Origin of the sequence: Paractinoplanes pyxinae, assembly GCF_026626335.1 — a bacterium.
Lineage (GTDB): Bacteria > Actinomycetota > Actinomycetes > Mycobacteriales > Micromonosporaceae > Actinoplanes > Actinoplanes pyxinae.
Window position 1 is genome coordinate 262,897 of record NZ_JAPNTZ010000011.1, and the last position, 19,849, is coordinate 282,745.

At 70.9% G+C, this 19,849-nt stretch carries 21 protein-coding genes; 10 read left to right on the top strand and 11 right to left on the bottom strand.

The genetic code is table 11. From position 1 onward, the window contains the following. Positions 1-8: 8 nt before the first annotated feature. The 5 genes from OWR29_RS30535 to OWR29_RS30555 form a co-directional block, all read right to left on the bottom strand. Positions 9-515, bottom strand: coding sequence for a GNAT family N-acetyltransferase (locus OWR29_RS30535; RefSeq protein ID WP_267566811.1), 507 nt, complete (start codon positions 513-515; stop codon positions 9-11). Next, complete coding sequence (locus tag OWR29_RS30540) at positions 512-1,657, bottom strand: acyltransferase family protein (RefSeq protein ID WP_267566812.1); 1,146 nt, start codon at positions 1,655-1,657, stop codon at positions 512-514. The genes OWR29_RS30535 and OWR29_RS30540 overlap by 4 nt, the downstream gene beginning before the upstream one ends. Positions 1,658-1,700: 43 nt before the next feature. Then, a complete protein-coding gene (locus tag OWR29_RS30545; RefSeq protein WP_267566813.1) occupies positions 1,701-2,474 on the bottom strand; it encodes a retropepsin-like aspartic protease in 774 nt (257 codons plus the stop codon). An 82-nt stretch (positions 2,475-2,556) separates the two neighbouring features. Continuing rightward, the gene (locus tag OWR29_RS30550) at positions 2,557-3,102 is read right to left on the bottom strand and encodes a hypothetical protein (protein WP_267566814.1); all 546 of its coding nucleotides are present in this window, start codon (positions 3,100-3,102) and stop codon (positions 2,557-2,559) included. Between the two features lie 55 nt (positions 3,103-3,157). Next, positions 3,158-3,871: a SanA/YdcF family protein gene (locus OWR29_RS30555; protein WP_438872674.1), complete on the bottom strand. Its 714-nt coding sequence runs from the start codon at positions 3,869-3,871 to the stop codon at positions 3,158-3,160. 9 nt (positions 3,872-3,880) lie between these two features. On the opposite strand from OWR29_RS30555, the gene OWR29_RS30560 reads away from it, so the two are divergent. Next, positions 3,881-4,594 (top strand): GNAT family N-acetyltransferase, encoded by a 714-nt coding sequence (locus tag OWR29_RS30560; protein ID WP_267566816.1) that lies wholly within the window; start codon positions 3,881-3,883, stop codon positions 4,592-4,594. Here OWR29_RS30560 and OWR29_RS30565 read toward each other — a convergent pair. From OWR29_RS30565 to OWR29_RS30575, 3 genes are all read right to left on the bottom strand, one after another. After that, entirely contained in the window at positions 4,584-6,836 is a 2,253-nt protein-coding gene (locus tag OWR29_RS30565) for an exo-beta-d-1,3/1,6-glucosidase (protein ID WP_267566817.1), read from the bottom strand. The two genes, OWR29_RS30560 and OWR29_RS30565, sit on opposite strands and share 11 nt — an antisense overlap. 113 nt (positions 6,837-6,949) lie before the next feature. Beyond that, positions 6,950-7,183, bottom strand: coding sequence for a hypothetical protein (locus OWR29_RS30570; protein WP_267566818.1), 234 nt, complete (start codon positions 7,181-7,183; stop codon positions 6,950-6,952). Between the two features lie 26 nt (positions 7,184-7,209). Beyond that, positions 7,210-7,881, bottom strand: coding sequence for a Crp/Fnr family transcriptional regulator (locus OWR29_RS30575; protein ID WP_267566819.1), 672 nt, complete (start codon positions 7,879-7,881; stop codon positions 7,210-7,212). Positions 7,882-8,018: 137 nt separating this feature from the next. On the opposite strand from OWR29_RS30575, the gene argC reads away from it, so the two are divergent. From argC to argH, 7 genes are read left to right on the top strand one after another with little or no spacing between them, the layout of a single operon-like run. Then, entirely contained in the window at positions 8,019-9,020 is a 1,002-nt protein-coding gene (gene argC, locus OWR29_RS30580; RefSeq protein ID WP_267566820.1) for an N-acetyl-gamma-glutamyl-phosphate reductase, read from the top strand. Continuing rightward, positions 9,017-10,189, top strand: coding sequence for a bifunctional glutamate N-acetyltransferase/amino-acid acetyltransferase ArgJ (gene argJ, locus OWR29_RS30585; RefSeq protein WP_267566821.1), 1,173 nt, complete (start codon positions 9,017-9,019; stop codon positions 10,187-10,189). Before argC ends, argJ begins: the two co-directional genes overlap by 4 nt. Then, positions 10,186-11,055 (top strand): acetylglutamate kinase, encoded by an 870-nt coding sequence (argB, locus tag OWR29_RS30590; protein WP_267566822.1) that lies wholly within the window; start codon positions 10,186-10,188, stop codon positions 11,053-11,055. Before argJ ends, argB begins: the two co-directional genes overlap by 4 nt. Then, positions 11,052-12,206: an acetylornithine transaminase gene (locus OWR29_RS30595; RefSeq protein WP_267566823.1), complete on the top strand. Its 1,155-nt coding sequence runs from the start codon at positions 11,052-11,054 to the stop codon at positions 12,204-12,206. The genes argB and OWR29_RS30595 overlap by 4 nt, the downstream gene beginning before the upstream one ends. Further along, positions 12,203-13,147, top strand: a complete 945-nt coding sequence (gene argF / locus OWR29_RS30600; RefSeq protein ID WP_267566824.1) for an ornithine carbamoyltransferase — start codon at positions 12,203-12,205, stop codon at positions 13,145-13,147. Before OWR29_RS30595 ends, argF begins: the two co-directional genes overlap by 4 nt. Then, positions 13,144-13,692: an arginine repressor gene (locus OWR29_RS30605; protein WP_267566825.1), complete on the top strand. Its 549-nt coding sequence runs from the start codon at positions 13,144-13,146 to the stop codon at positions 13,690-13,692. The genes argF and OWR29_RS30605 overlap by 4 nt, the downstream gene beginning before the upstream one ends. Positions 13,693-13,698: 6 nt before the next feature. Next, positions 13,699-15,120, top strand: a complete 1,422-nt coding sequence (gene argH, locus OWR29_RS30610) for an argininosuccinate lyase (protein WP_267566826.1) — start codon at positions 13,699-13,701, stop codon at positions 15,118-15,120. Between the two features lie 45 nt (positions 15,121-15,165). Here the strand turns inward: argH and OWR29_RS30615 are convergent, their stop codons facing one another. Continuing rightward, positions 15,166-16,557, bottom strand: coding sequence for a hypothetical protein (locus OWR29_RS30615; RefSeq protein WP_267566827.1), 1,392 nt, complete (start codon positions 16,555-16,557; stop codon positions 15,166-15,168). Further along, a complete protein-coding gene (locus OWR29_RS30620) occupies positions 16,554-17,075 on the bottom strand; it encodes a SigE family RNA polymerase sigma factor (protein WP_267566828.1) in 522 nt (173 codons plus the stop codon). The genes OWR29_RS30615 and OWR29_RS30620 overlap by 4 nt, the downstream gene beginning before the upstream one ends. Positions 17,076-17,511: 436 nt before the next feature. Here OWR29_RS30620 and OWR29_RS30625 point away from each other — a divergent pair, with 436 nt between their 5' ends. Next, positions 17,512-18,039, top strand: coding sequence for a response regulator transcription factor (locus OWR29_RS30625; RefSeq protein WP_267566829.1), 528 nt, complete (start codon positions 17,512-17,514; stop codon positions 18,037-18,039). 23 nt (positions 18,040-18,062) lie between these two features. Continuing rightward, entirely contained in the window at positions 18,063-18,602 is a 540-nt protein-coding gene (locus OWR29_RS30630; RefSeq protein ID WP_267566830.1) for a VanZ family protein, read from the top strand. Here OWR29_RS30630 and OWR29_RS30635 read toward each other — a convergent pair. Next, on the bottom strand, positions 18,575-19,645 hold the full coding sequence (locus OWR29_RS30635; protein WP_267566831.1) for a glycosyltransferase: 1,071 nt from the start codon (positions 19,643-19,645) through the stop codon (positions 18,575-18,577). The two genes, OWR29_RS30630 and OWR29_RS30635, sit on opposite strands and share 28 nt — an antisense overlap. Positions 19,646-19,849: the final 204 nt, after the last annotated feature.

A 19,849-nucleotide genomic window follows, 5' to 3' on the forward strand; every position in this document is an offset into this window, starting at 1 on the left:
ACGTTCATCTATGTGTTGGCACGGCTGGTGACGAAGTAGTGCAGCGGTCCACGCTCGTCGCTCTCTATTCGCGCGAGGCGCAGACCGGCCCGCTCGGCGATGCGTATCGAGAATGTGTTGTGCGGCCGGATAATGGCCCAAACCGGCCCGATGCCGGCCGATCGGCATTCGTCGAGAACCGCCGCGACTGCCTCGGACGCGAATCCTCGACCTTGCCAAGGTCGGTGGATGAGGTAACCGATCTCCGCATCGGCTCGCCCCCGGAAGAGGCCGCAGTTGCCGATCAGAACGTCCGTAGCCTTCTGCCGTACGGCGTACCAGCGCAGCCCGTGGTCGCGCTCAGCCGCCATGCGATTGCGGATCCATTTCTCGGTCTGCGCAATCGCCGTGAACGGGCCCGAGCCGATGGTGTTGGTCCGCGGGTCGGCGAGGATCGCATGCAGCTCGTCGACGTCGTCGAGGGTGAAGGGGCTCAGGAACAATCGGTTCGTGGTCAGCCGGCTCCGCATCGTCATCGCATGCCGAAGAGGAAGCGGGTCGGGCCGGTGCGCCGGACGAGCACGTCGTAGGCGGCGAACATGACGACGAACGAGATGGCGACGATGGCCAGGTATTTGACGATCATCGCCGTGTTCCACCGGACGGCGAAGTAGGCGACTGCGACGACGATCGGCTGGTGCAGGATGTAGAGCGGCAGGGCGGCTTCGGCGAGGTAGGCGAGCACCGGGCGCCGCTTTCCGGACGTTTCCCGGGAACCGCTTGCCCCGCGGTCGAGCAGGCCGAGAATGCCCACGAGCAGGCACCAGCCGGCCGCGGCGAAGACGATGCGGGCGGCGATCGCGTGGGCCGTCATGTCGGTGAACGGCTCACCGTCGTACGTGCCGAGCAGGGCGCCCGACGCACCGAAGATCAGGAATCCGATGATGGCGGCCGGCTTGGCGTCTCGGCGCATCGCTATGCGGAAGCTGTCGTCGGCGGCGAGCACAAACCCGTACAGGAAAAGCAGTAGGTACGCCCATCGGCTCCAGCCGGCGAACGCCTCCTCCATTCCCAGCAGCGCGCCCACCACCATCAGTGGAATCGCCGGAATCACGAGCAGCCAGCCGCGCCGGGACACGAATCCCAGACGGTCGGCGGGAAGCCATCGGACGAACAGCGCCAGCAGCAAGGAGAACGTCAGCAGCAGCACGACGAACCACAGATGCCCGGTCTCGAAATAGTCGCCCTGCAGCAGGAACGGAAAGTCCCGCAGGCTCAGGTGGACGTCGAAGAAGCTCAGCAGAAACCGCGGATAAGACTCGTCGTACGCCGGGTCGGCCGCCTTCAACCGCAGCCACTGCGGGACCGGAATGATGGTCAGCGTCGCGAACACCAGCGGCACGCCCAGCCGCAGCAGCCTTTCCCGCACGAAGCCGCCACTGCCGCGCCGCCGCATCGAATGCCACGCCCCGAATCCCCCGATCAGGAACAGCGCCGGCATCGCCCACACCACGCCGAAGCCGGCCAGCCACGTCACGGCCTCGGTCGTCTGCGGATTCTTGACGTAGAAATCGTCGCGTTCGTCGAACACCAATGCGCTGTGAAAGAACACCAGCCCCAGCACGACCGTGAGCCGGATAGCGTCCAGCTCGGGCCGTCGCCCGCCTTCCCCCGTCATGCCGTCACGCTATGGTGCCCAGCCACCCGGCGGAAGGCGCGAGCTACCGCAGGAACATCCGGCCGCCGTCGAAGTCCATCGTGTAGCAGTAACGGTCGAGATAGTCGGAGCCGATCAGCCCGTCGTAGATGATCTCTTGGAAGTGAACCCGGGCGCCCGCCTGCGCGGTGTCCGGCGCCGCCGCCAGATGCACTGAGCCCCGAACAGTCGCCCAATGACGCGTCCACTCGTACCCGGTCTCGTCCGTCCCGGTTTTGGTGGTCACTTCCGGCCCGTCGAGGTCGATCCCGCAGTCACCCGCGAACCGCGTGTCGAGGATGAGGTTGTCCGAGCCGGTGTCGACCTCGACGCTCACTTCCCGCCCGCTCGGCAAGGTCAAGGTCACAAAGGCGTCCACCGTACGGTTCTCATGCCGCACCTGCAGAGGCACCTCCCAGCCTTGAGCCGCCCCCGGATCGACGAAATCCACCGTCATGGCCGCCGGATCCACACAGAGGGCCAGCCCGGCGTAGAAGTCGGGCCCGAGAATCCCCGCGAACCCGTCCCCGAGGTCGGCCACCCCGGCCAGGTGCCCCTCCACCCGATGCTCACCCAGGCTCAGCGACGGTAGCCGAACCAGCGGCGCGTGCACTTCCTGCCCGGACATCCGACGCCCGCTCATCGTCTCGACGGTGGCCCGCACGTCCGCCCGCCCCGCCACCTCCGAAGACACCACCGTGATCCCGATCCCGGTGTCGATCAGAAACCGGTACTCGTCCCCACCCACCCGAACCGGCACCCGAACGAGGTGATGAAACCGATCGAACGTCGTCGTCATGGCGCTCACCGTAGCCGTGCCGAATGATCTGCTTGCGCGGCACCGGAGGTTTGCCGGCCAGCTCGCCCGAATCCGGCCGTCTTCATCGTTCCGGGGTCGGTGACAGCATGTTGTCGTCGCCGATCATCACGCCGCGCACGTCGCTCAGGATCACCTCGTATTCGGCGCGTGGTGGGGGAGCCTCCGTGGAGAAGCTTTCCGGTGCGAACGCCGGGGTGGTGCGGAACAGCTGGGACAGCTCGTGCGTGCCCAGGAGCGGTTGGTCGACAGCTTGGACCACGGAATTCTCGGTCAGGGTGCGCAGCGACAGCAGAGGGTGGAAATCGGGTCGCTGGAGGGCGCCGGCGATCGCGGCCCGGTCGTCCTCGTCGTCCTCGTCCGACAGCCGGTAGAGCGGGATCGGCAGGTCGAAGCTCTCGATCGGCAGCCCGGCCTGCAACTGCTGCCACTGGACCTCATGAAGAAGGAACTCGGTCGCGGCCACCTCACCCCGGCTGACCGGACCGGACCACCAGATCTCGCAAAATCCGGCGTCCCGGCGATTGGTGGTTCTGATCAGGATCAGGCGGCCGGTGATGTCGCCCCACCAGAGAAGTTGTACTTCGATCCTCGCCAGATCCGAGTCCATGGCATCTCCCGTCACCGATGCCTACTCTATGGCGTCACTCGACGACGGAAACAGGTCAGCTTGCGGTCAGGGCTTCTTGAACCGTCGTCTCTTGACGGCCGAGGAAGACCGGGTCGCGGTGGGTGATGACGTCGGAGACGGCCTTGACCACGGCGCCGCGTTCGCGGATCACCGAGTTGCGCCAGGGGTCTTTGTAGATCTTGACCGTGTCGTCGCCGACGCCGGTGGCGTCGATGCCCTGGCTGCGGCAGAGGGCGACCGCCCGGTCGAGGTGGTAGGTCTGGGTGACGACGATGGCCTGGCGGACGCCGAAGATGCGGCCGGCCCGGACGCACGAGTCGTAGGTGTCGAAGCCGGCGTAGTCGAGGGCGATCCGGGACGCCGGCACGCCGTGGGCGATCAGGTAGACCTCCATCGAGCCGGGCTCGTCGTACTCCCAGCGGCTGTGGTCGCCCGAGACCAGGATGGCCTTGACCTTGCCCGCCTCGAGCAGGCGCCGGGCGATGTCCAGGCGGGCGGCCAGGAACGGCGACGGGGAGCCGTCGGCGTACACCTCGGCCCCGAGCACCAGCGCGACCGGGGCGGCGGGCACGTCGGCCTCGCTGTAGACATGGCCCTTGGCCGCGACCCGGGTCCACAGTTCGCCGCCGGCGGAGGTCAGGCCGCCCAGCCCGACGGCGAGGACGGCCGCGAAGGCGGTGAGGCGGAGCAGGCGGCGGCGGGTGATGATCGGCACCCGACCGACGATGCCAGCCGGTGTCAACGCCATGATGAGCCGGTGCCCAGCATCGACGATCTCGCCGCCGCCACCGATGACGACCCCTTCATGCGCTGGGCGGCGGACCGCCCGGGCGTACGGATCTGGATCGAGCGCGCGGCCGTCGTGGTGGCCGCCCCCGGTCTGTCCCGCCGTGACCGGCTCGCCATTCACGGTGAACCGCGCGCGTTGGCCGCCTTGCTCAGCCGGGTGCTTCCCGAGGTCGGGCCGGACTACCGGCCGTTCGGGGCCGAGGCCACGGTGATCGGCACGGCCGAGCTGATGCCGGAATTGTCGGTGGCGGGACGGTTCGCGTGGATGGAGACGAGTGCGGCGCCGGTCGGCGGGAAGGGGGAGTGGCTCGCCGAGGACGATCTGCCGGAGGTGGCGGCTCTGTTGGAAAAGGACTTTCCCGACTCGTACGCCCGGCCCGGCGCCCCCGGCGTGACCAGGTGGGCCGGCCAGCGTGACGAGGCCGGCGCCCTCGCCGCAGTGGCGGCCGACGCCTGGTCGAGCCCGCGCATCGGCCTGCTGGCGGGCGTCGCCACCCGCGCCGACCAGCGCGGTCGGGGGCGGGCGGCGACGCTGTGCGCCTTCCTGGTGGGCGAGCTGCTGACCGGCCGGGAGCGGGTCGCCCTGCTCGCCGACTATTGGAACGCCGCGGCCGTGGCCACGTACCGGAAACTAGGTTTCGACCTGAAGCCGCTGGCGGCCGCTCACCAGGTCACGGGCTGACGATCCGGAACGGCGCCCGCAGCAGGTCGCGCTCGCGCGAGCTCGGACCGGCCAGCAGCTCGAAGTCGCCCGGCTCGACGATGCGCCGTCCGTCCGCGGTGACCAGCGAGCACGCGGCGGCCGGCACCTCGAGCTCGACGGTCACGCTCTCGCCCGCGGGCACCTCGACCTGGCGGTAGGCCTTGAGCTCGCGCCCGGCCCAGGTCACCGAGGTGACCAGGTCGCTGATGTAGACCTGCACCGTCTCGAGGGCGGGCCGGCTGCCGCTGTTGGTGACGGTTACCTGCGCCCGGACGACCTCGTCCGGCGACACCGACGGCGTGGTGACCGTCAGATCCCCGTACGTCAATGTCGTGTAGCTCAGCCCCTCGCCGAAGGCGAACAGCGGGTCCTGGGTGAGGTCGGCGTAGCGGCTGCCGTGCTGACCGCGGATGGTGTTGTAGTAGACCGGCTGCTGGCCGACGTGCCGAGCCACCGACAGCGGCAGCCGCCCGCTCGGCTCGATGTGGCCCAGCACCAGCTCGGCGATCGCCCGGCCGCCGCGCATGCCCGGGTTGAAGGCCTGGATGATCGCGGCCGCGTTCAGGGCCGACGGCGGCAGAACCGTGGGCTTCGAGTTGACCAGCACCACGATCATCGGCGTCTTGGTGGCCGCGACCGCGTCGAGCAGCGCGATCTGGCCGCCCTGCAGCTCGAGCGTGGCCGTCGACTTGTGCTCGCCGGTCAGGTTGACCGTGTCGCCCACCACGACCACCGCGTAGTCGGCGCGGACCGCCTTGTCGCGGGCCACGTCGATCAGGTGGTGGTCGATCGGGGCGCCGACCGAGATCGGCGGCCGCGGCTGGCCGTCGGGGTAGGTGGCGCCCTCGGGGTCGGGCACCAGACGCTCGATCTCGGCCCCGCGGGCGTGCTCGATCACCCAGGTGGACGGGGCGACCGCGCGGAAGCCGTCCAGCACCGTCTCGGTCAGCTCGCGCGGGTGGCCGTCGGGCAGCCAGTCGACCTGGCCCGAGTCGCCGGCCCAGTCGCCGAGCTGGGCCGAGACGTTGTCGCTGTTGGGGCCGATCACCGCGATGCGGCGGAACTTGCCCTCGGGCTCGACCGGCAGCACACCGTCGTTCTTGAGCAGGACCAGCGAGCGGCGGGCGACCTCGAGGTTCAGTTCGGAGTGCTCGGCCGCGCCGATCACAGCCTGCTGCCGGACGGGGTCGGGCGCGCGCGGGTTCTCGAAGAGCCCCAGCTCGAACTTGAGGCGCAGAATACGCCGTACGGCCGCGTCGATCTCTTCCTCGGCCAGCAGACCGCGCTCGACCGCCTCTTGCGCGCCCTCGAAGAACCCCGGCGTGACCATGACCAGGTCGTTCCCGGCCTTCACGGCGACCGCGGCCGCCTCGGCGTAGTCGGCGCAGACCTTCTGTTCCCACACCATGCGGCCGACGTTGTCCCAGTCGGTGACGAGCGTGCCGGTGAAGCCCCACTCCTGCTTGAGGACGTCGTTGAGCAGCCACTTGTTGGCGGTGATGGGCACGCCGTCCATCGACTGGTAGCCCAGCATGAAGACGCGGCAGCCCTCCTTGGCCACCCGCTCGAACGGCGGCAGGAACCAGGAGCGCAGCTTGCGCGGGCTGATGTCCGCCTCGCTGGCGTCGCGGCCGCCCTGCGTCTCGGAGTAGCCGGCGAAGTGCTTGGCCGTGGCCAGGATGGCGGTCGGGTCGCTCAGGCCGCCGCCCTGGTAGCCGCGGATCATGGCCGAGCCCAGCTCGCCGATCAGGAACGGGTCCTCGCCGAACGTCTCGTCGACCCGGCCCCAGCGCAGGTCGCGCGTGATGCACAGGACGGGCGAGAAGGTCCAGTGGATGCCGGTGGCCGCCACCTCGACCGCGGTGACCCGGGCGACCCGTTCGATCAGGTCGGCGTCCCAGCTCGCGGCCATGCCGAGCTGGGTCGGGAAGATCGTCGCCCCCGGCCAGAACGAGTGGCCGTGGATGCAGTCCTCGGCGGTGAGCAGCGGGATCTGCAGCCTGGTCTTGGCCACCAGGTCGATCGCCTCGAGCATCTTGGCCGGCGAGGTGTGCAGGATCGAGCCGGCCAGCTTCTCGCTGACGATCTCTTTCACGTCGCCCCGGGCGTCCAGCTGCAGCATCTGACCCACCTTTTCGGGCAGAGTCATCCTGCTCAGCAGGTCGTCGACACGCTCGTCGACGGGTAGGGATTCATCCCGGTAAGGGACGTCTGCGGGCACGCGCGCCTCCGGCAGTCACGACCGCGGTGGCACGGTCATCGAACACGAACAACCCGGAGTCTTCCAGGACGGAACCGGTTACGGGAGCCCGCCCCGGTTCCGGAACTGTTCACTTAGTTGTCTGGATCGCTTTCGTCGATGCTCGGCACCTCGATGCCGGCCGCCTCCAGCGCGTCGAGCCGGGCCTCGGCCGCCTCTTTCTCCCGCTCGACCAGAGTCGCGTACTCGACCAGCACGGACGGGTCGGTCGTGTCGTCGAGGCGGTCGAAGAACCGCTGGGTGGTGCGGACCGCTTCGGCGTACGCCTCGGCGGCCTCGCGGAGCGCGATGATCGTCTTGTCAGCCATGCGCCAGTCTTACCACCGATCCGCCGTCAGGTCCGCGCGGCGGCGCGCAGGCGGTGCGGATCCCACACGGTTATGCGGCCGTAACGGGTGCTGACGAGGTGTGCGTCACGCAGCTCGCGCAGGGCCTTGTGGACCGACCCCTCGGCCGCGCCGCACAGGGCCGCCAGCTCGGGCTGGGTGATGCGCACGCTCAGCTCGAGGGCGCCGTGGCCGAGCGGCCGGCCGTGCTGCTCGGTGAGCTCGGTCAAGATCCGGGCCACCCGTACGCGGATCGGGTACACGGTGTAGTCGGCCTGCCGCCGGTTCGACCACCGCAGCCGGTCGGCGACCATGCCGGCCAGGGCGAGCGCCACCTCGGGGTGCCCGCCCAGGAACTGGGTGAACCGCCGGGCCGGGATCATCACGACGCTGCCCGGGACGGCCATGGTGATCGTGGCGCAGCGCGGCGACCCGTCCAGCGCCGCCATCTCGCCGACCAGGTCGCCCGCGGCGCGGATCGAGATCAGCGACCGCCCGGCCGACACCTTGGCCACGCCGCGCCGGATGACCACCACGTGCGACTCGTCGCTGCCCTCGCGCATGAGGACACCGCCCGCGGGCATGGATTGTTCGGGGCCCAGGCGCAGCAGAGCCTGGACGGTTGACTCGGCGAGCCCGGCCAGCAGCGATCCGCGCGGCCACCTCTCGAGCGTGCTCATTCTCCGAGGACACCGCACGAGCGGTAGGTGCGCCAGCGCTGAGCGTCATGATGTGACCAGTGACTCGCGGGTGAACCCGGTTGCCCGCGCTGACGCCCCCTTGATACGGTCTTCTGCATAGTCATGCGGAGGTTGGTATGGGAATCCGGGTTGCCGTCGCCGGCGCCAGTGGTTACGCGGGGGGCGAGTTGCTGCGCCTGCTCGCCGGTCACCCTGAGTTCGCTCTCGTGGCCGCCACGGCCCACTCGCAGGCGGGCTCGCACGTCACCGCCGTGCACCCTCAACTGGCCGGTCTCGATCTCACGCTCAGCCCGACCGACGCGGCCGGCCTGAGCCAGGCCGACCTGGTGTTTCTCGCCCTGCCCCACGGGCAGTCGGCGGCGATCGTGGCCCAGCTGCCCGAGTCGGTCAAGGTGGTCGATCTGGGGGCCGACTTCCGGCTGCGCGACGCCGCGCTGTGGGAGCGTTACTACGGCGGCGCCCACGCCGGCACGTGGACCTACGGGCTGCCCGAGTTGCCCGGTCAGCGCGAGCTCATCGCCGCCTCCGACCGGGTCGCCAATACAGGGTGTTATGCGGCCACCATCACACTCGCGCTGGCCCCGCTCATCGCGGCCGGCCTGGCCGACCCGGCCGACGTGGTCGTCGTGGCCAGCTCCGGCACGTCCGGCGCCGGCCGCTCGGCCAAGGTGAACCTGCTGGCCAGCGAGATCATGGGCGACCTCTCGCCGTACAAGGTGGGCGCCCACCAGCACGTGCCCGAGATCAAGCAGGCGACCGGCGCGACGTCGCTGTCGATGACGCCGATCCTGGCTCCGATGCCCCGGGGAATCCTGGCCACCGTCACAGCGCGTTTCGCGAAAGAGGGCAACCCACGCGACGTCCTGGCCGCGGCCTACGCCGACGAGCCGTTCGTCCACGTCCTGCCCGAGGGCGCCTGGCCGCACACGGCCGCCACCTCCGGCTCCAACTCCTGCCACCTCCAGGCCACCGTCGACGTCGACTCCGGCCGCATCGTGGTGGTCAGCGCGCTCGACAACCTCGGCAAGGGCGCCGCCGGCCAGGCGGTGCAGTGCGCCAACCTCATGTCCGGCCTGCCCGAGACGACGGGCCTGTCCGTGTTCGGAGTCGCTCCGTGACCGTCACCCAACCCAAGGGCTTCCGGGCCTCCGGCGTCGCCGCCGGCCTCAAGCCGTCCGGCCTCACCGACGTCGCCCTGGTCGTCAACGACGGCCCCGACTTCACCGCCGCGGGCGTCTTCACGGGCAACCGCGTCAAGGCGGCCCCCGTGCTCTGGAGCCAGCAGGTGCTCAAGGGCGGCATCGTGCGCGCCGTCGTGCTCAACTCGGGCGGCGCCAACGCCTGCACCGGCACGCAGGGCTTCCGCGACACGCACGCCACCGCCGAGCACACCGCGGCCGTGCTGCGCGGCGGGCCGCGGCCGCAGATGATCGGTGCGGGCGACGTGGCCGTCTGCTCCACCGGCCTGATCGGCGAGCTGCTGCCGATGGACAAACTTCTGCCGGGCGTGGCCGCGGCCGCGAAAGAGCTGTCGGCCGACGGCGGCCCGCGGGCGGCCGAGGCGATCATGACGACCGACACGGTGGCCAAGAACGCAGTCCTGCAGAAAGAGGGCTGGTCGGTCGGCGGCATCGCCAAGGGCGCCGGCATGCTGGCCCCGGCCCTGGCCACGATGCTGGTCGTCATCACCACCGACGCCAGCGCCGACAACGAGGTGCTGGACGCGGCCCTGCGCGAGGCGACCCGGCTGACCTTCGACCGGATCGACGCCGACGGCTGCATGTCCACCAACGACACCGTGCTGCTGCTGGCCAGCGGCGCCTCCGACGTGCAGCCCACGCCGGCCGAGCTGACCGCCGCCGTCACCGAGGTCTGCCACAACCTGGCCCAGCAGCTCATCGCCGACGCCGAGGGCGCCACCAAGCACGTCGCCATCGAGGTCAAGGGCGCCGCCAGCGAGGCCGACGCGGTCGAGGTGGGCCGCACGGTGGCCCGCAACAACCTGGTCAAGACGGCCCTGTTCGGCAACGACCCGAACTGGGGCCGCATCCTGGCCGCGGTCGGCACCACGGCGGCCCGCTTCGAGCCCGACCGGGTCGACGTCGCGATCAACGACATCTGGATCTGCAAGGGCGGCGCCGCGGCCGAGGACCGGTCGAAGGTCGACCTGAGCGGGCGCGACGTGAAGATCACGGTCAACCTGCGCGAGGGCGAGATGGAGGCGACGATCTGGACCACCGATCTGTCGCACGCCTACGTCCACGAGAACTCGGCGTACTCGTCGTGACCGGTCCTGTCGAGAAGGCCGAGGTCCTGATCGAGGCGCTGCCCTGGCTGGAGCGCTTCCACGGCTCGACCATCGTCATCAAGTACGGCGGCAACGCCATGATCAAGCCGGAGCTGCAGCAGGCGTTCGCGGCCGACATGGCCTTCCTGCGCTACGCCGGCATCCGGCCCGTGGTCGTGCACGGCGGCGGCCCCCAGATCAGCCGCATGCTCGACCGCTTCGGCATCGAGAGCGAGTTCCGCGGCGGCCTGCGGGTCACCACGCCCGAGGCGATGGACGTGGTGCGTATGGTGCTCACCGGTCAGGTCGGCCGTGAGCTGGTCGGGCTGATCAACCGGCACGGCCCGCTCGCCGTCGGGCTCTCCGGCGAGGACGCCCACCTGTTCACCGCGGTCCGCCGCGGGGCCGTGATCGACGGCGAGACAGTGGACATCGGCCTGGTCGGTGACGTCGACCGGGTCGACACGTCGGCCGTCGACGACCTCATCGCGGCCGGTCGCATCCCGGTCATCGCGAGCGTCGCGCCCGACGCGGACGGCGTGGTGCACAACGTCAACGCCGACACCGCCGCCGCCGCGCTGGCCGAGGCCCTGGGCGCGCAGAAGCTGGTCGTGCTGACCGACGTGCCCGGCCTCTACACCGACTGGCCCGACACGTCGTCGCTGGTCACCACCATCGACGCCGACGGGCTGGCCAAGCTGCTGCCCCGGCTCGAGAGCGGCATGGCGCCCAAGATGGAGGCCTGCCTGCGCGCGGTGCGCGGGGGAGTGCCCGCGGCCCACGTCATCGACGGCCGCGTCGCCCACTCGACGCTGCTCGAAGTGTTCACACCCGAAGGAATAGGAACAATGGTGGTGCCATCATGAGCTCGCTCACCGAGCGGTGGTCGCAGGCAGGGATGAACAACTACGGCACCCCGCAGGCCGCCCTCGTGCGCGGCGAGGGCGCGGTGCTGACCGCCGACGACGGCAAGCAGTACGTCGACTTCCTGGGCGGCATCGCGGTGAACGCGCTCGGCCACGCCCATCCGGCCGTGGTCGCCGCCGTCACGCAGCAGATCCAGCAGCTGGGCCACGTCTCCAACTTCTATGTGGCCGAGCCCCCGGTCGCCCTGGCCGAGCTGCTGCTGGCCCTGGCCGGCCGGGCGGGCCGGGTGATCTTCACCAATTCCGGCGCCGAGGCCAACGAGGCCGCCTTCAAGATCTCCCGCCTGACCGGCCGCACCCACGTCGTGGCCACCGACGGCGCCTTCCACGGCCGCACGATGGGCGCGCTCGCGCTGACCGGGCAGCCCGGCAAGGCCGACCCGTTCCGCCCGCTGCCGGGCGACGTGACCCACGTGCCGTTCGGCGATCTCGAGGCCCTGCGCGCGGCCGTGACCGACGAGACCGCCATGGTGATCCTCGAACCGATCCAGGGTGAGAACGGCGTCGTCGTGCCGCCCGCGGGCTACCTGGCCGGGGCCCGCGAGGTCTGCACCGCGAAGGGCGCGCTGCTCGTGCTGGACGAGGTGCAGACCGGCATCGGCCGCACCGGCCACTGGTTCCACCACCAGAGCGAGGGCGTCGAGCCCGACCTGATCACCCTGGCCAAGGGGCTCGGCGGCGGCCTGCCGATCGGCGCCTGCATCGCCTTCGGCCCGGCGGCCGAGCTGCTGACCCCGGGCTCGCACGGCACCACCTTCGGCGGCAACCCGGTCTCGTGCGCGGCCGGCCTCGCGGTGATCCGCACGATCGCCGGCGAGGGCCTGCTCGACCACGTCAAGCGGGTCGGCGAGCAGCTGCGCCGCGGTATCGAGGGGCTGAATCACCCGCTCGTCAACCACGTGCGCGGGGCCGGCCTGCTGCTCGGGATCGTGCTCAACGAGCCCGAGGCGGCCCGCGTCGCCGCCGCTCTCAAAGAAGCCGGCTTCCTGGTGAACGCCCCGCAGCCCGACGTCATCCGCCTCGCCCCGCCGCTGATCATCAGCACCGAGCAGGCCGACGCGCTCATCGAAGCCCTGGGTGGTGTGCTGTGACCCGGTCCCGCGAAGTAAGGCACTTCCTGCGCGACGACGACCTGTCGCCCGACGAGCAGAACGCCGTGATCGACCTCGCCGTCGAGATGAAGGCCGACCGGTTCAAATACAAACCGCTCGAGGGCCCGCGCTCGGTCGCCGTCTTCTTCGACAAGGTCAGCCTGCGCACCCGGCTCTCGTTCGAGGCGGGCATCGCCGAGCTGGGCGGCCAGCCGATGATCGTCGACACGCACGCCACCCACTTCGGCCGGGGCGAGACGCTGAGCGACGCCGGCCGGGTCGTCTCCCGTTACGTGTCGGCCATGGTCTTCCGCACGACGGGCGACGAGCGCCTGACCGAGCTGGCCTCCGACGTGAACGTGCCGGTGATCAACGCGCTCACCGACGGCTTCCACCCCTGTCAGCTGCTGGCCGACCTGCTCACCATCCGCGAGCGGCTCGGCTCGGCGCGGGGGCGCAAGCTCGCGTACGTGGGCGACGCGGCCAACAACATGGCCCACTCCTATCTGCTGGCCGGCGTCACCGCGGGCATGCACGTGCGGGTGGCCGGCCCGTCCGGGTTCGACCCCTCGCCGCAGGTGGTCTCGCGCGCGGCCGAGATCGCGGCCTGGACCGGCGGCTCGGTCGAGGTGCTGCGTGACCCGTTCGAGGCCGCCGACGGCGTCCACGTGCTGGCCACCGACACGTGGACCTCGATGGGGCAGGAGGACGACGGGCGCGACCGGCTCACCCCGTTCTGGCCCTACCAGCTCAACGAGAAGCTGCTGGCGGCCGCCTCGGATGATGCGATCGTGCTGCACTGCCTGCCCGCCCACCGGGGTGAAGAGATCACCGACGACGTCATGGACGGCCCGCACAGCGCCGTCTTCGACCAGGCCGAGAACCGGCTGCACGCCCAGAAGGCGCTGCTGGCCTGGCTCCTGGGGGTGAATTCGCGATGACCGGGCCGGTGACCCGGGCCGGGCGCCACGCGCGGATAGTGGAACTGATCCGCGACAAGGCGATCCGCTCGCAGACCGAACTGGCCGACCTGCTGGCCGGCGAGGGCGTGCAGGTCACCCAGGCCACCCTCTCGCGCGACCTGGAAGAGCTGGGCGCGGTCAAGGTCAGCGGGGCCTACCTGATCCCCGAGGACGGCAAGCGCCCCCTGCGCGAGACCACCGAGCAGGGTCCGGCCCGGCTGCTGCGCCTGCTGCGCGAGCTGCTGACCGGCGCCGACTTCAGCGGCAACATCGCCGTGCTGCGCACCCCGCCCGGCGCCGCGCACTTCCTGGCCAGCGCGCTCGACCGGGCCGGCCTGACCGACGTCGTGGGCACCATCGCCGGCGACGACACCATCCTGGTCGTGGCCCGCGACGCCACGGGTGGCAAGGCGCTGGCGGCCAAGCTGGCCGACTGGGCCGGCCACACCTCCGGCCACCACGCCGAGCCCTCGCCCGGCGAATACCGGCACTTCCCGACCCGCGACATACGGCTGGCAGACTGATCCCCGATGACTGAGAAGACTTCCCTGTGGGGTGGCCGGTTCGCCGGCGGCCCGGCCGACGCCCTGGCCCGCCTGTCGGTGAGCGTCCAGTTCGACTGGCGCCTCGCCCCGTACGACATCGCCGGCTCCCGGGCGCACGCCCGCGTGCTCGCCGCGGCCGGGCTGCTCGACCCCGACGAACTGGGCCAGATGCTGGCCGCGCTGGACGATCTCGAGGCGGCCTGCGCGTCCGGCGAGTTCCGGCCCACCATCGACGACGAGGACGTGCACACCGCCCTCGAGCGCGGCCTGCTGGAAAGGCTGGGCGCGCTCGGCGGCAAGCTGCGCGCCGGTCGCTCGCGCAACGACCAGGTCGCCACCGACCTGCGCCTCTATCTGCGCGACCACGCCCGTGGGGTGGCCGTGGCCCTGGTCGAGCTGGCCGACGCGCTGACCGAGCAGGCGGCCCGCAACGTCGACACGCCGGCCCCCGGCATGACCCACCTGCAGCACGCGCAGCCGGTCACGTTCGGGCACTGGCTGCTGGCCCACGTGCAGCCGCTGCTGCGCGACCTCGACCGGATGCGTGACTGGGACGTCCGCACGGCCGTGTCGCCGCTCGGCAGCGGTGCGCTGGCCGGCTCGTCCCTGCCGCTCGACCCGGCCGCCGTCGCGAAAGAACTGGGCTTCACCGCACCCGCTCCCAACTCGATGGACGCCGTGGCCGACCGCGACTTCGTGGCCGAGTTCCTGTTCATCACGTCGCTGATCGGCGTGCACCTCTCGCGCCTGGGTGAAGAGGTCGTGCTGTGGACGTCGACCGAGTTCGGCTGGGTCGAGCTGGACGACGCCTTCGCCACCGGCTCGTCGATCATGCCGCAGAAGAAGAACGCGGACATCGCCGAGCTGGCCCGGGGCAAGAGCGGCCGGCTGATCGGCGGGCTGGTCACGGTGCTGACCATGCTCAAGGGTCTGCCGCTGACCTACGACCGCGACATGCAGGAGGACAAGGAGCCGGTCTTCGACGCGATCGAGACGCTCGAGTTGCTGCTGCCCGCGCTGGCCGGCATGGTCTCGACGATGACCGTGCGGGTCGACCGGCTGGCCGCGTCCGCCCCGATCGGCTTCTCGCTGGCCACCGAGGTCGCCGACTGGCTGGTCCGCAAGGGTGTGCCGTTCCGCGAGGCGCACGAGATCACCGGCAAGCTGGTGGCGCTGTGCTCGGTGCGCGAGTGCGAGCTGGAAGACCTGACCGACGACGACCTGAAGACGGTCAGCGAGCACCTCGACCCGTCGGTGCGCCAGGTGCTCACGGTCGACTCGGCCCTGGCCTCGCGCACCACGCCCGGTTCCACCGGTCCCGGCCCGGTCGCCGAGCAGCTGGCCCAGGTGCAGCACCGGCTGGACACGTGGCGTCAGTGGGCGGTCGAAAAGGTCGTACCCCGCTGACGTGAAACGGGCGGTCCAAGCAGGACCGCCCGTTCCCGGCGGCACTCAGCCGACGACGCGCGTCTTGGGCGTGTCACCCGGCAGTCCGCCCGAGTCGCTTTCGAACGGCGGCACGGGCGTCTCGCCCAGAACAGCACCATTTTTCCCGTACGCGATGACCCGCGCCTCGGCGGAACCCGGCACCGACGCGTTGCCCGCACCCGTGCCGTCGAGAGTGATCGGCGTGGGAGCCGCCCCGCCGACCTGCAGCTCGACCCGCTCGGCGCCGGCCGGGGCGGTCACGATCACCTGGTCGGTGCGGTCGTCCTTGCCCTCGGCCCGCATCCGCCAGGCGATCGGCCGCTCGGCCGCCCCCTTCACCGGCAGCAGCAGGCGCAGGTCCTGGCGGAACGAGTTCTGGGTTCCGTGCAGCGCGTAGGCCAGCACACCCCCGCCCTGCGGCTGCAGGGTGAACAGCGCCGCCGGCTGCCCGTTGACCGTCCCCGTCCAGCGCACACGCACCTTGGTGCCGGCCGCCACGATCCGGGCGTCCGCGACCGCCTGGTTCACCCAGCTGCGCAGGATCGCCCGGTCGAACTCGCGGTCGCCCAGCGCCGCGGCCAGAGTCGCGTCGCTGATCGCCTGCACGTCGGAGCCGGAACCCGAGAAGCCGCCGGAGGCGCCGCCCTCGTAGATGGTGTCCGGCCCCGACGTGACGGTGACCTTGACCTCGGGCGGGGTCGGGGACGGGGGCAGGGTCAGCTCGGCCAGCCCGGTGCCGGCCGGTTGGGCCTGGGCCGGGCCGTGCTCGACGGTGCCCTCGGGCGTGTAGCGGAAGCCCTGGCTCACCGTGACCGTCGATCCGGCCGGACCGACCACCACCAGAAGGCCGGGCCGGTCGTCCGACGCCATGCTGTAGGTCACGACCGTCTCGCCGCCGTCGACCCGCCCGCTTTCCGTGAGCCGCTCCGCCGGGTCGCCGGCGTCACCGGCGTACCAGATCAGGGCCTTGTCCTCGAGGAAGCCGAACCGCAGCGGCACGAGGGCGAGCACCAGCCGCTCGTTGCCGACGTCGGCCGCGTACACGAACTTGATGGCGTCGCGGTCGGCCACCCGCCACGTCTCGCCCGGGTCCTCGACGTCCTTGATCTCTCGCCGCACGCCTTCCAGCAGGTCTTTGTCGCCGGCGAGCGACCCGCGGACCGGCCCCTCGCCCAGCACCGCGTTGAACCCGGCGACCTGGATGGCCGGCGCCCAGCCCGGCAACGGCACGACGCCCGCCTGCACGCCGCCCGCCGCGGCCAGCACGGCGACCACCCCGGCCACGCCCGCCCGCCGCCTGTTCCTGTGCTTGCGCTCGCGCCGTTCGAAGCCCGCCCACGGGTCGTCGGTCACGTCCAGCATCTCGGCCTCGGCCGCGAGCACGCCCTTCAGCGTGGCTTCGGTGTCGGTGGTCATGCCCGGGTCCTTTCCGGTACGGGGTTGAGATGCGCACGCAGCCGATCGAGCCCGCGCGAGGCCTGGCTCTTGACGGTGCCGACCGAGCAGCCCAGCAATTCGGCCACCTCCGACTCGCCCAGGTCGGCGAAGTAGCGCAGGACGAGCACCGCGCGCATCCGCGGCGGCAGGGTGCGCAACGCCGCGGTCACCTGCTGCCGCTGCTCTATCGACCCGTACGCGTCGGCGCCGGACGAACCCGGCGGCGAATCGGTGGCCAGCAGCGGCACCTCGCTGACCCGCCGCCGGCGGCGCCACGAGATCGCGGTGTTCACCATCGCCTTGCGCACGTAGGCGACCGGCGCCTCCATCCGCGAGACGCGGCCCCACTTGCGATGCGTCTTCTCCAGGGCCGCCTGGACCAAGTCCTCGGCGTGGCCCCGGTCGCCGGTCAGCAGGTAGGCGACGCGCACGAGCGGCCCCCACTGCTGCTCGACGAACGCGCGGAAGCCGTCGTCCGCCGGTGAGTGTGTCGACATGCTGCGCTCAACGCCTCTGGGTGGCGAAAAGGTTGAGTCCGCTGTGGACAGCAGTCCTGAAGCCGTGGCCGCTCAGGAGAACCGGTGTACTTGGGTCGTTTGATCGGACAGGCCGGTATCCGTTATGTGACGAAGACGTTACGGTGGGGAGGCGCCAGGATGCGGCGGCCGGGTGGCACAGACTCGCCGTGAGCTGGCTGGTTCGAAGATTGCCGAAGATTTTCGCGGCTGCGACCCATCCGAGGTCGTGGATGCTCCGAATAGACACGCAGGGGTACACAGGAAAGTGCTTTCCGCCGGTGTCTGGCGGGTCGACGATCCGGGCACGGGTGCTGGCGTCCATCGGCGAGGTGATGTGGTGATCCGGGTTGCGGTGGCCAGAGACGAGGGATACTTCGGTGTCCCGGTCCGTGCCTTGCTCGAGTCCAGTCCTGACATGCATTTCATCGGCACGCTGCCCTTCGGGCTCGACCTGCCCCGGGTCGCGGCCGAGATGTGGCCCGGCGTGATCGTGATAGACACGCAGTACATGGTGAGCCAGGTGCTGCCGGTCGCCCACGCGGTGCGCTCGACGAACCCGTCGTGCGCGATGCTTCTGCTCTGCGATCCCAGCAAGCGGGGCATGCTTCCGCCGCGCCACCGGTCCGGTCTGCTCAACTTCCTGGACAAGGACGCCTCGGCGGCGCTGCTGGCCGACTCGGTCCGCCGGCTCGCCGGTGGCGAGAGGGTGATGTCGGCCCGCCTGCAGACCGCCTCCCTGCTCGCCGACAAGGGGCTGAGCACGCGCGAGCTCGAGGTGCTGGGGCTGGCCGCCGAGGGTGAGCCGGTGAAAGAGATCGCCAAGCGGCTCTTCCTCTCCGGCGGCACGGTCCGCAACTATCTGTCGGCCATCATCGCCAAGACCGGCGCGCGCAACCGCCTGGACGCCATTCGCATCGCCCGTAAGGACGGCTGGCTCCGGTAGGGGTACGACGTACTGTTGGTCCGGTGCCATCCGGTCAACTCGATGTACCCGCGCTGCCGGTCCTGATCCCGCTCGGGCTGGTGCTCATGGGGGTGGCCGCCTTGGTGTTGCGGCGCCGGGGCGAGTTGCGGCGGGAAAAGTTGATCCCGCTGTGGCTCGCCGGGTGGTACGCGGTGGCGGTGCTCGGGGCCACCATGCTGCCGTTGCGGCTGGCCTGGGGGCCCGAGGCCGGTGCGCCCGAGTTGTATCGGATCCTCTGGATTCCGTACGTGACCATGCGGGTCGACGATTTCATCCTGAACGTCCTGATGCTGGTGCCGCTGGCCGCCGCGCTGCGGGTCGCGTTCGGGGTGCGTGACCGCAAGCGGGTGGTGCTGACCGGCTTCCTGATCAGCCTGGGCATCGAGACGACCCAGCTGCTGATGCTGTTGTTCCTGCACGGCACCCGCTGGGCCGACACGAATGACCTGATCGCCAACACGCTGGGCGCGTGGCTGGGCTGGGTGCTGCTGCAGCGGGTGCTGCGCCGGCGGCGTCAGACCGAATTGACCGTACGGTCGTAGAGCGCACCCACCTGGGCGGCCATCCGCCCGGCGTCGTACCGGTCGCCGGCCGAGCGTGCCGCGAGCCGGCCGCCCGCCCGCTCGGCCAGGCACAGCACCTCGGCCCGGAGTCCGCGCGGCAACGATTCCGGGTCGTGCGCGGTGAGCCGCCGGGCTCCGTCGACGGCGACACCGTCCAGCGGGACGCAAGCGGCATAGAGCGCGGGCAGCCCGGCCGCGATCGCCTCGAGCACGGCCAGGCCGAACGTCTCGCGACCGGGTGATGCGAACACGTCCATGGCGCACAGCATCTCGCGGGCGTGCCGCACCGGTCCGGCGAAGCGCACCCGGTCGGCGACCCCCTCGATGGCGGCCAGCTTCTCCAGCGCGTGCCGGGCCGAGCCGTCCCCGACGAGCAGCAGCACCGCGCCCGGCACCTCGCCGACGGCCCGGATCAGCACGTCGAACCGCTGATCGGGTTCCAGCCGGCCCAGCCCGCCGATCACCGGGGTCTCCGGCGCGATGCGCAGCCGGGCCCGGGCCGCCGCGCGCAGTGCGGGATCGAACCGGAACTCGCCCGGGTCGAGGCCCTTGGGCACCACGGCCAGCCGGCCCTCGGGCACGCCCCGGCGGCGCAGCCGGTCGGCGACCGCCGTGGACACCGCGATGGTGACCTGGCCGAAGCGCTCGCCGGCCCGGTAGATCGGGCCGGCCCGCCGGACGTCGTCGAGGTGGTACTCGGTGGCGACGATCCGCGCGACGCCGGCCAGCCACCCCGCCAGCCGCCCCTGCGCGCTCGCGCGGAACAGGTGGGTGTGGACCACGTCGAAGCGGCCGCGGCGAGCGAGCCGGCGCAGCTTGCGCACGGCGCCCGGGTCGAAGTCGCGCGCGCTGATCAGCTGATGCACCACCGTGCCGTCGGCCCGCAGGGCGGCCAGCACCGGCCCGGGCGGGGACAGCGTGACCACCTCGCTGCGCTGCGGCAGATGGCGGATCAGCAGGCGCAGCTGGTTCTCGGCGCCGTCGCCGGCCCGGGCGCTGATCACATGCAGCACCCGCGCCATTCTTTCACTCCCGCGGTGTCATTGTCGCCCGATGCGATTGCGCGCTCTGAAATGGACGCTCGCAGATATTGTCCGTCGCCCGACAGTTGCAAATGTCATGCGTAACAAGAGGGAAGTTCATGTTTTTGGCAGCACGATAGCGCTGCTCAGCGAGCATGTCACAGCAAATATGAGAAGTTCTCACAAGCCGCGTGACAATAGGCA